A 10,049-nucleotide genomic window follows, 5' to 3' on the forward strand; every position below is an offset into this window, starting at 1 on the left:
CCTGCTTAGTTTACTTTAGTTTAAAATCTCTTAATTTTGTCTTGCTTATCTCATTCTTCTAACACAGCAATTATCTTATTAATTGTGGGAATATTGACTTTTTGATCGAAGTTATAGTCTTTAAATTTGGCAACTATTCTATCATTAGGTTGATAGGAATTTTCATTGTCAGACACCCAACTACTTCCACAACCCCAGCGAATAACATCAACTAATAAGTCTTGACTTAATCCTATATTCTGACCTAATTTATAAGCCTCCTGTAAAATAAGGTAATTGATATATGCCATTAACTCTGTTAGAGTTTGAGCAATTTCTTCTAAGGGATCTTGTAATTTATGCTGAGGTCTATCATAGTTGAATTTATAGGGATGAGGTTTTATCCGACCAAAATCATCTTTAACAAACTCATTAGAATAAACATAGTTCCGATTTAAACCATAGGGGGAAGGTGCTGTAAATCCTGGTATTCTCAAATCAATGTTATTCTCATCTTCAACTAATTTAGTTACAATGATATAATTTTCAGAAAATTTATATGTCTTTCCAGCTTGCCGATATCTAGCCTCAATAATTTTTCCCAAAGGTAAAGGAACATTGAATTCTTCAGCTAATTTCACAGTTAAATCACTATCCTTAGCTGCAATTTCTAAACTACAGGAATTGTCGTAACTGCCATCAAAGATAAATGGAGATATTTGTTCTGCTGCAAAACTATTAGCTTGGGATGCTTTCATAAACTGCCACATCCAATCTAAGGGAATACCACAGGTTTTAGCAATGATCAGCACTTCCCCCAAAACAACTATAGCAGTATAACACAGTAAATTAGTCAAAAGCTTCACAGCTTGTGCTTCACCAATTTTACTCATCACGAAAAAGGATATTTTGCCTACATCATTCAAAACTTCCTGACTAGCGTCAAACCCCTCTTTATCTCCACTAACATAAAAACTCATGTTACCAAAATCTACCCCCATGTGGGATAAATTACTCACAGGAGCTTCTAGACTATAAACACCTTTTTTCTTAGCTTCCCCAGCAATATACTTGGTATTATGATAATCTGAAGTTGAAAAATCAAGCCAAATCGAGCCAGTTTTCATTCCATTCAAAGCCCCATTTTCCCCTAATATATTTTCTGTAACATGATGGGGTAAAGGTAGATTAGTGATCACAATATCAGCATTCTGAGCCACTTCTTGGGGACTATTACACCAAACTGCTCCAGCTTCAATTACTGTTTTAGCTGCTTCTGGATATTTATCATAAACTTGCACAGGATACCCTAATTCTAAGAGTTTAAAAATCATAGGTCGTCCCATATGGCCTGTTCCAATATAAGCAACTGTAGCTTTGTTTTTCATCTCAAATTTTTTCTCACTTACTTTAAGATTATTTGTTAAATAAGTCAATTCATTTTTCGGCTTTACGCTCAATCTCAGAAAGGTAGTTTTCAACAATTAATAATTAATAATTACCTCTCCTTGAAAAGAAGAGGATTGACTCAAAGGAATCTTTTTATTTATTATTCCCTTCAAAGGGGAGGCTTTAAACCGCAATTTTTCGGTAAAATAGAAGAAGCAACTAATTTAATTAAGACTTTTCCCGGTTGAGGAATGGGTTTTGGTACTTGGGCATATTCCAGTTTTTCCATTTCTCTATACCCTTTTAGAATAACAGCTTTCATTAATTGTCTCATAGTTACTATAATTATTTGTAGCTGACTAAAAACTTGCTATCAATAATCTGATATCCTTGATTAAATCCAGCATCAATCAGCGCTTGAGTTGTCTTTCCTCCATCAAAAACATAAAAACGGCAAAATTGCTCGCTGAGAATTTCCCCATTAGCTTGAGAAAACACATACCATTTATCAAGATAATTTCCCTCCTTCTTGATTTTCTGCTCATAAAAAATCTCATCTTTAATTTCCTTTTTATAGCTGGTATGACCTCCCTGAATTCCCAATGCTAATAATCCACCCTCGTCTAACTGACTGTGTAACTTTGCCAGCAACTGCTGATTTTTTTCTGGATCGATTATGTGGCTAGAAATTCTATATTCTCCATCTTCTTCCAATATACAAATAACACCTCCAGTTGAAACTATAGCTTCAAACTTTTCCTCAGTTTCAAATTCCGTAATATCTTGACAAATCAACCTAACATTTAAATTTGCTAATCTATTCTTAGCAATTTCTAACATTCGGGGAGAAAAATCAACGCCAACAATGTTATAGTTTGCCAAATAAAGCATTTTTTCAGTCAGTAATCCAGTTCCTACACCAATATCTAAAACTTTTCTTCTAGCACCAAGTAAGTTGTACAAAATATTGCTAAGGGAATCATAGTTAAAGTATCCACTTGTTAATAGGTTGTCATAGTAATTGGCTATCCCAATGTACTCATTAATCATTCATTTATTCTCATTAATTATTCCTCTGCTGATTAAATATCAAAGCATTTACAGATCAAGGTAAGTGCCTTTTTAGATATTGAAAAAGTGCCTATTTTTCAGCTATTCATGCTCAAAAAGTTATCATTTTGGGCATGAGTAGGGCAAAAAAATTACTGCCCCTACTCCTGAAAAAGTCCTTTTTCAGCAAACCATAATTATTTTGAAGGTAATCCAATTTATAGTAGAGAATGAAATCTTTGAAACGACTCAAACAGGATTGCTATATTAAAGCTTAATTTGTGGAAACTCAATAATTTTTATCTATCTATAATTAAACTAATTCTTTCGCCCTACCTGCCCCTTCATGGGTTTCCCAAATTGACACAAAGTTCTTCAACATTACTTCTTTAGAACTAATTTTTTCAGTAGTACCAAATGGTTCAATTATTGCATCAATATTAGGATAAACAAAGAAGGGAATTGATATTCTAGTTGCATCAGAATTACTATGAAATACTTCATGGGGCGTACTGACAAATAAACCTTTTGTCCACATTTGCAACAGATCCCCTAAATTAATCACAAAAGCGTCTTCTACGCAGGGAGCATCTATCCATTCTTCTTTAGTATGAACTCTCAAAGAAGGCTGGGGAAAATATTCTTGAATTAAAACTGTAAATATGCCATTATCAGTATGTTTTCCTGCTTTTCCCATCCCCGCAGGATAATAAATCGTGCGCTGGATTAATGTCGGTTTTGTAAAATATCGATCGAAGAAATTTGCTTCTAATCCTAAAGCTAAGGCTAATCCTTTTAATAATTTAGGAGTTACCTTTGTCATTATTTCTTTTTGTAGCTGATAATGAGAACTAGCAAAACCTGGAGCTACACTATCATCAGGTATAACTGTCGGACCGGTAAAAGGTTCCTCAGATAGAGGTCTTTCTATACCTAAATCGAAAACTTGTTTGGGGTCAAACCCAATTTCTTTATTCAGAAATTCTCCATACAAAGGAACGTAACCCCTGCAAGTTTTGGGATAAACTTTTTGGATATCTTGACGGTAGTTTAATTTAACATCTTCAGGTAGTTCAAAAAAATTCCGGGATGCCTCAATAGTTCGATTGATTATTTCTCTAGAAACTCCATGTTCTCTAAGATAGAAAAAACCATGTTCGTAGCAAACATCGTACAATTTTTTGATTTCTTGAGGTCTAGCTTTTTCTAATTCTGATAAGGAGATAATTGGCAGACTTTTCATAGAATCAATTTTATTTACCTATATAGTTCAAGTTTACGTCTGAATTGCCACAATAAAAACCATAGAGTTAGCTAATTTTTGCTTTCCTCTATTACTAGAAAATAGTTAAGGTTTTGGTAAAACCTAGGGAGTTGATTCTATCAGGTTTCCTGTTTGACTCTTTTGCCCTATTATGGAAGTAATAAGGGCTATCTTAAAAGTACTAAGACTAATTCAAAAACAGTACCCGAGCGAAACTTTTAACAAGCTCCTGTTCATAGAGAGAAACAGGAGTAGTGCTGCATAACTTTTCGGGGTGGAAAAATTATCAGAATCAACATCCTAGGTAAAACTGGCTGCACGTGATCGCTAAAGCTATGTAGTTAGCTTTTTCTTGGGTAGCTTTCACTCTTCGCTCACAGCAGCTTGTCAATTAACAAACTGCAAAAGCCCAATAATGCGCCCCTTCTTCGGAAATATATGGACTATCTTTAACATGGTTGACCAATTTAACTTTACCTTCTTGTTGGTAGCGGTCGCAAACTTCTTGGAAGTTAGTGCTATCATAATAGCTCTTGCGAGTACTTACTACTATCCATCCTCCTGGTTTGGTAATGCGGATTAGTTCTGACAAAGCAGTTGGTGGTACATGACCTAAAGTGAACACGCCACAACAAACTGTCGCATCATATTGGTTGTTCTCATAAGCTTCATTTTTTTTCGTGAGGTCAATTCCACTTTCCAGAAAATTATAAACACCTGTCGAGCGAGCTTGTTCTACCATTCTTTCAGACAAATCAGATCCATCTATATTCTGATAACCTTTTTGCTTGAGGACAATACCTACTAAACCAGTTCCACACCCTGCATCAAGGATTTCAATATTGCGATTACTGGTGTCTATTGCTTTCAACCCATCATCGCTCTTTAGACTTCCTAAGAAATTCACGATGTACTCAGGACCTGTATACTCTTCGTTAGATACATCATTATTGTATGCTACTGCCCATTTATCATAATATTCTTGTATCTTTTCAGGATTACCAGACAAAGTATGGGCTTCTTTAATTGCGTCAAAACTATCGTTAGTTTTTGCTGTTACTGCTTGATTCATAATTTTTAATGGCTGAAAACTACTTTTTTTAGAACCTTTGTTGACTATAATACTATTTCTTCAGAGTTTACTCTAACTTAATTACCATGATTTTGGTCAGTTTGCAAAGATATTCCTACCATATCTTCTAGTAATTTCACTACGGACATTTCTCCCTGGTCTTGACCATATTTTGCCTGGGCAGCATGGAAAATATTCCTTGCTTGATTTCCCATCATTAAAGGTACATTTGATTTCTGAGCGAGTTCATCAATAAGCCGTAGATCTTTAACGCACAATTTGATAGTAAAAGACGGATCGTAATGTCCTGCAAAAATAGAGGAAATATCATGATGTGCCACCCAACTACTACCCGCACTAGATTTAATCATTTCTGCTAAATTAGTTAGGGGAATGCCAGCTTTTGCTCCAAGAACAAGTGCTTCTCCAATTGCACAAGCATTGATAAACCAGAGCATATTAGTAATTAGCTTAGTTATATTTCCTGTCCCTAAATCTCCTGCATAAAATATTTTTTCTGCCATAGGTTCAAGGATAGGTTTTGCTTGTTCAAATACCTCTAACTCACCACCTGCAAAAAATATTAATTCTCCCCTTTCTGCCCCATCTACTGCATTGGTTACCGGTGCTTCTAGCACTTTTATTCCTGCGGAAATAACTTTTCGAGCTATTTCTTGGAATAAGGTGGGAGAATTAGTTGTGCAATCAATCCAGATGGAACCGGGACTAAAACTTTTCAAGATACCTTTTTTTCCTAGCACAACACTTTCTACTGCTGCAGGATTAGGTAACATGGTAATAACGGTATCTGTTTGACTAGCAACTATTTCTGGGGATTCTGCCCACTTTGCCCCTTTTTCAAGGAGGTTTTTTGCCGCCTCTTGACGTAAATCATGGACAACTACAGGAAAACCCGCTTCAAGTAAGTTTCGCGCCATGGGATTTCCCATGTTGCCAACACCGATAAAACCTATCTTATTCATGCTTTATTTATTTAATTTAATGACAAAAAAATCAGGTATCAAGCCTCCCATTTCCAGGCAGGGTCAATTTACTCTAACTAGATAAAAATTTTATCCTTTGAAATCTCCTGCATCTTGCTAGAATTAGTTAACCAAAAATATAGGGTTGTAAATATTGTCTGATGACAAAGAATTAGCCCTGCCCTTTCAAGGGGATAAAAAAATCAACTTCAGTATTTCAAACCTTCTACTAAAGTAGGAGAGGAGGTACTAATAACTGAAATGATACGATGTGCAACAAAGCCGGGAAAAATTACTGTTTCTGAGTCTTTAGATCAAAGTCTTTTGATCTAAAGTTACTATTATCTTCTTGATTGGAAAAAGTTGCACATGACGTTTTAATTTCTTAATTTTCTAACTTTTAACTTTTAGTTTGACTAAAATCAGGATTACCTAATTTTCTGATAGACATGATATTGCTTGCAGGAAGTTATATTTTGAAATTTAAAACCACATTCATCCAATAAGAGTTGAGCCATAGTTTCTGGTAGAAGTTGATAAGTACAAGTTTGCTTTGCTAAGACAACTTGATCCTGAGAAAATATATAGTGTTTATCAAATTTATCATGGGGAATTGGTAAGATTTTTTGACTGTAAGTTATCCCATTAGATAGAGTTTCTTCATAATCTTTGTGAACACCTTGAACACTAAAAATTAAGTATCCTGCATCGTTTAAATGATTTGCCACATTCTGGAAACTTTTAATAATATTTTCTACTTTTGGCAAATGGCTACAAAAGGTATATTCTGTTTGGCCGTCGTCGATAAAATACCAAATTCCTCCATTAGAAAAAGCTGCATCAAACTTCCTTTCTAAATCCATAGTTAATACATTTTTATGGTGTAAAGCCACGTTTTCACCAAGGCGCTGTCGTGCTTTCACCAACATACTTTCAGTGAAATCGATTCCTAAAAAATCAATTTTAGGTAATTTTTTGATTAATTTTTCCGCAACTAATCCTGTACCAACTCCTAATTCCAAAACAGAGTCACTTGATTTAAGAATTTCTGCTAGGGCATCTGTTTGAGTGTCGTAATCATAATAACCTGCGGTCATCAAAAGATCGTAATATTTTGTAATGCCAGTATATTGATTGATTTGTTGTTTCAATATTTTTTTCATTAGTTTTTTAGTTTCATTAACATGACCTAGACAAAACAGTGCCAGACAATAAGCTTAAATTATAAACAGGCAGAACCCTCGACGTTAAAAAGGTATATAACCCTAATTACCGTGCAAATAGTTAAAAAGTTTTTAAATGCCTTCTCTAAAACTCTTTAAGCCTCTTGAAGAGGGCATTTAGACACTTCATAATACTATTGAATAAAACTTTAGTTTTATCTATCATCAAAAATCTTTCTTGCTAGAGTTACAAGAAAGTCCTACAGAACCCATTTGATATGTTCTTGCCTAATCATTAGCCTACAGTTTCTTGGTTTAATCATTTTATTGGCATAATATATTTCCATTCAACCTACCTAGTCCGAAATTGCTCAATATACTAGCTACTTCAGAAGCTAAATTTAGCTCAAAAAGTATAGCAAATCGGTTGTATATATTCAAGATTAGTTGAGAAACTGACCACAAGTCAACACTTAAATTTTGGCTTAATCCCTGAGAAATGGGAAGAAACTCAAAAATTACACTTGTTGAGTTTCTTCCCCTAATATTTTTGGTATTATCGCTCAGTTTTTGCTAGTTTTCGGCTAACTTCTTCCTTTTGGTCCTAAACCTACTGCACCTGCATAAACTGCGCGATCACCCAATTCATCTTCAATCCGCAACAATCGATTATATTTGGCCACCCGTTCACTACGACAGAGAGAACCAGTTTTAATCTGACCTGCCCGTGTTCCTACGGCTAAATCAGCAATAGTTGTATCTTCTGTTTCTCCCGAGCGGTGACTGATAACTGAACGGAAACCATTACGAGTGGCTAAGTCAATAGTTTCTAGAGTTTCAGTCAGGGAACCGATCTGGTTAAGTTTAATTAAAATTGAGTTACCAGCACCCATATCAATGCCTTTTTGTAAACGAGAAGGGTTGGTAACAAATAAGTCATCTCCCACTAATTGAATTTTGCTACTTAATTTTTGGGTGAGCTGTACCCAACTGTCCCAGTCGTCTTCATGTAGGCCATCTTCTATGGAGACAATGGGATATCGATCTACTAAACTAGCTAAATAATCAATCAATTCAGTGGGAGAATGAGTTGCGCCGTCGTAAATATAGTTACCATCTTTGTAAAATTCGCTAGCTGCTACATCTAGGGCAAGAGCTACTTGTTTTCCTGGTTTGTAACCAGCTTTCTCAATCGCTGCAATTAATATATCTAATGCTTCTTGGTTTGAACCTAAGTTGGGAGCATAACCACCTTCGTCTCCTACTCCACCTAGTAAACCTTTGTCTTTGAGAACTCCACTTAGGGTAGCGAAGACTTCTGCACCCCAGCGCAATGCCTCTTTAAATGAAGGTGCGCCCACAGGTACGATCATAAATTCTTGAATGTCTACGTTATTCGCAGCGTGAGCACCGCCGTTAATGACGTTCATTAGGGGTACTGGAAGCAGACTTGCTTGTGGGCCACCTAAATAGCGATACAATGGCATACCAACAGAGTTAGCTGCCGCTTTAGCTGTTGCTAGGGAGACCGCAAGGATAGCATTTGCTCCTAGGTTGCTTTTGTTAGGGGAAGCGTCTATTTCGATCATTTTGCTGTCAACTAAGGTTTGGTTGAGAGCATTAATTTTGACTAGGGTGGGGGTAATTTGTTCTTCTACGTTTTTGACTGCTGTGAGTACCCCTTTGCCACCGTAGCGTCCCTGATCTCCATCCCGAAGTTCATGAGCTTCAAAGCTACCTGTAGATGCACCACTAGGCACTTGGGCCAGTCCAACTATACCGTTGCCTAGGTGGACTTCCGCTTCAATTGTTGGACGACCACGGGAGTCAAGAATTTCTCTGGCGTGGATTGATTCAATACCTGTCTCCATATTTTTTCTTCCTTATTCTGTCAAGTTTGATGGTATTGGCTAAATACTAATTACGGGTTTCTTACGCTATGGGGAGTCGTCTTTGTCAACCCAAATTAGCAAAATTTAGCATTTCCACTGACAGAATAGAAGGTTAATCCGGCTTTTGAGCTAGATATCAAAAATGTTTAATAATTTTATCAATTCTCTTTCTATACCACTAATTTTACCTAAATATGTAATTTCATATATTTTTTTAATAATTTTTTAAAATATATTTAATCTCAATATTTCTATTCGTACTCATATCAAAATGATGAGTTTTAGTTGAATATTAATGATGAGTTAATTTTTCAAAATATACTTTTTTTGACTATAAAAAATTGATTTAATGGTTTTATATATGCTATTTTTATTGGGATAAATAACTCTATAAATTTATAAAATTTTTACTTTAAATTAAGGACAATATACGTATTTTAATCTTTTTTTTTGCTAAAAAAAACTTGATTTGCTTTAGGTAGTATACTTTTTATAAGGATAGGAAAAATAGGATAGCTGTTGGTTTTGCCAGGTAAATAGGGCAAAAGGTAGTAAGGTAGTAAAGATTAAGACGAGGCATGAAAAACTACTTTTTGATCGGCAGATTTGGTATCAGGAAGATTTAACCTCTTTTTGAATCAAAAAATAAAATTGTAAAAACTTAATACCAAGTTAATATGAAGTTGCATAGAATAATATTTTAATCAGAGTGAAATGTAGATCGAGACAGACAAGTTAATAAATTTCATAATTCTGTGGAGTCTCACATAATATTGGTATAACACCTAACAGCTAATACCTAACACCTAATTCTGTAGAGTCTCACATAATATTGGTATAACGGCAGAAAAAAAATTAGTAGTCATGAATAGAGTTACTTATAGAAATATCAAAAGTTATACCAAATTCAAAAAAGTATGGTCATAGTCTAGAAGAAGGGAACAAGGACTAGGTAACGTGCATCTCGGAACAGAGTTCTATCACTAATTATCCGGACTTGATATAAGTAAAGAGATTTGCGCTCCTGTTAATTCTTAGCTCCTGACTCCTCCTTTTGCAAAAGCCACTATAAAAAGGTAGTCCTGCATAGTAGTGGTAAGATAATTTAAGGATAAAATCAAAAGTTTTTTGTATCTACTGAATATGATGGGGTAGGCAATTATGATAGCTGCCAAGACCAAAAATCGCGCTCGAGAAGATCGGCTAAATCACAAAAAAGAATAAAGGATCAAGAATAATAACAGGAGAATCAAGTTG

Annotated in this window: 8 protein-coding genes; all 8 read right to left on the minus strand. The window is 35.1% G+C overall.

What is annotated here, in order from left to right; all coding sequences use genetic code 11:
- Positions 1–50 precede the first annotated feature (50 nt).
- Positions 51–1,415 (minus strand): NAD(P)-dependent oxidoreductase, encoded by a 1,365-nt coding sequence (locus tag F6K27_RS22820; RefSeq protein ID WP_287278396.1) that lies wholly within the window; start codon positions 1,413–1,415, stop codon positions 51–53.
- 122 nt (positions 1,416–1,537) lie between these two features.
- Positions 1,538–1,702: a hypothetical protein gene (locus F6K27_RS22825; RefSeq protein WP_168186734.1), complete on the minus strand. Its 165-nt coding sequence runs from the start codon at positions 1,700–1,702 to the stop codon at positions 1,538–1,540.
- An 11-nt stretch (positions 1,703–1,713) separates the two neighbouring features.
- A complete protein-coding gene (locus F6K27_RS22830) occupies positions 1,714–2,418 on the minus strand; it encodes a bifunctional 2-polyprenyl-6-hydroxyphenol methylase/3-demethylubiquinol 3-O-methyltransferase UbiG (RefSeq protein WP_287278397.1) in 705 nt (234 codons plus the stop codon).
- A gap of 313 nt (positions 2,419–2,731) precedes the next feature.
- Positions 2,732–3,661, minus strand: coding sequence for a 2-oxoglutarate and iron-dependent oxygenase domain-containing protein (locus F6K27_RS22835; protein WP_124155416.1), 930 nt, complete (start codon positions 3,659–3,661; stop codon positions 2,732–2,734).
- 412 nt (positions 3,662–4,073) lie between these two features.
- Positions 4,074–4,754 carry a class I SAM-dependent methyltransferase gene (locus F6K27_RS22840; protein WP_124142747.1) on the minus strand — a complete coding sequence of 227 codons (681 nt, stop codon included), beginning with the start codon at positions 4,752–4,754 and terminating at the stop codon, positions 4,074–4,076.
- Positions 4,755–4,831: 77 nt separating this feature from the next.
- Positions 4,832–5,737, minus strand: coding sequence for an NAD(P)-dependent oxidoreductase (locus F6K27_RS22845; RefSeq protein WP_124142748.1), 906 nt, complete (start codon positions 5,735–5,737; stop codon positions 4,832–4,834).
- 428 nt (positions 5,738–6,165) lie between these two features.
- The gene (locus F6K27_RS22850) at positions 6,166–6,900 is read right to left on the minus strand and encodes a class I SAM-dependent methyltransferase (protein WP_287278398.1); all 735 of its coding nucleotides are present in this window, start codon (positions 6,898–6,900) and stop codon (positions 6,166–6,168) included.
- 584 nt (positions 6,901–7,484) lie between these two features.
- Entirely contained in the window at positions 7,485–8,771 is a 1,287-nt protein-coding gene (gene eno, locus F6K27_RS22855) for a phosphopyruvate hydratase (RefSeq protein WP_124142750.1), read from the minus strand.
- Between the last annotated feature and the right edge of the window lie 1,278 nt (positions 8,772–10,049).

This window comes from Okeania sp. SIO2F5 (assembly GCF_010692685.1).
GTDB lineage: Bacteria > Cyanobacteriota > Cyanobacteriia > Cyanobacteriales > Microcoleaceae > Okeania > Okeania hirsuta.

What these genes read in the sequence shown, in the direction of transcription:
- F6K27_RS22830 (WP_287278397.1), bottom strand. Translation starts at nt 2,418, where the DNA reads ATGATTAATGAGTACATTGGGATAGCCAATTACTATGACAACCTATTA.
- F6K27_RS22850 (WP_287278398.1), bottom strand. Translation starts at nt 6,900, where the DNA reads ATGAAAAAAATATTGAAACAACAAATCAATCAATATACTGGCATTACA.
- F6K27_RS22825 (WP_168186734.1), bottom strand. Translation starts at nt 1,702, where the DNA reads ATGAGACAATTAATGAAAGCTGTTATTCTAAAAGGGTATAGAGAAATG.
- F6K27_RS22845 (WP_124142748.1), bottom strand. Translation starts at nt 5,737, where the DNA reads ATGAATAAGATAGGTTTTATCGGTGTTGGCAACATGGGAAATCCCATG.
- eno (WP_124142750.1), bottom strand. Translation starts at nt 8,771, where the DNA reads ATGGAGACAGGTATTGAATCAATCCACGCCAGAGAAATTCTTGACTCC.
- F6K27_RS22835 (WP_124155416.1), bottom strand. Translation starts at nt 3,661, where the DNA reads ATGAAAAGTCTGCCAATTATCTCCTTATCAGAATTAGAAAAAGCTAGA.
- F6K27_RS22840 (WP_124142747.1), bottom strand. Translation starts at nt 4,754, where the DNA reads ATGAATCAAGCAGTAACAGCAAAAACTAACGATAGTTTTGACGCAATT.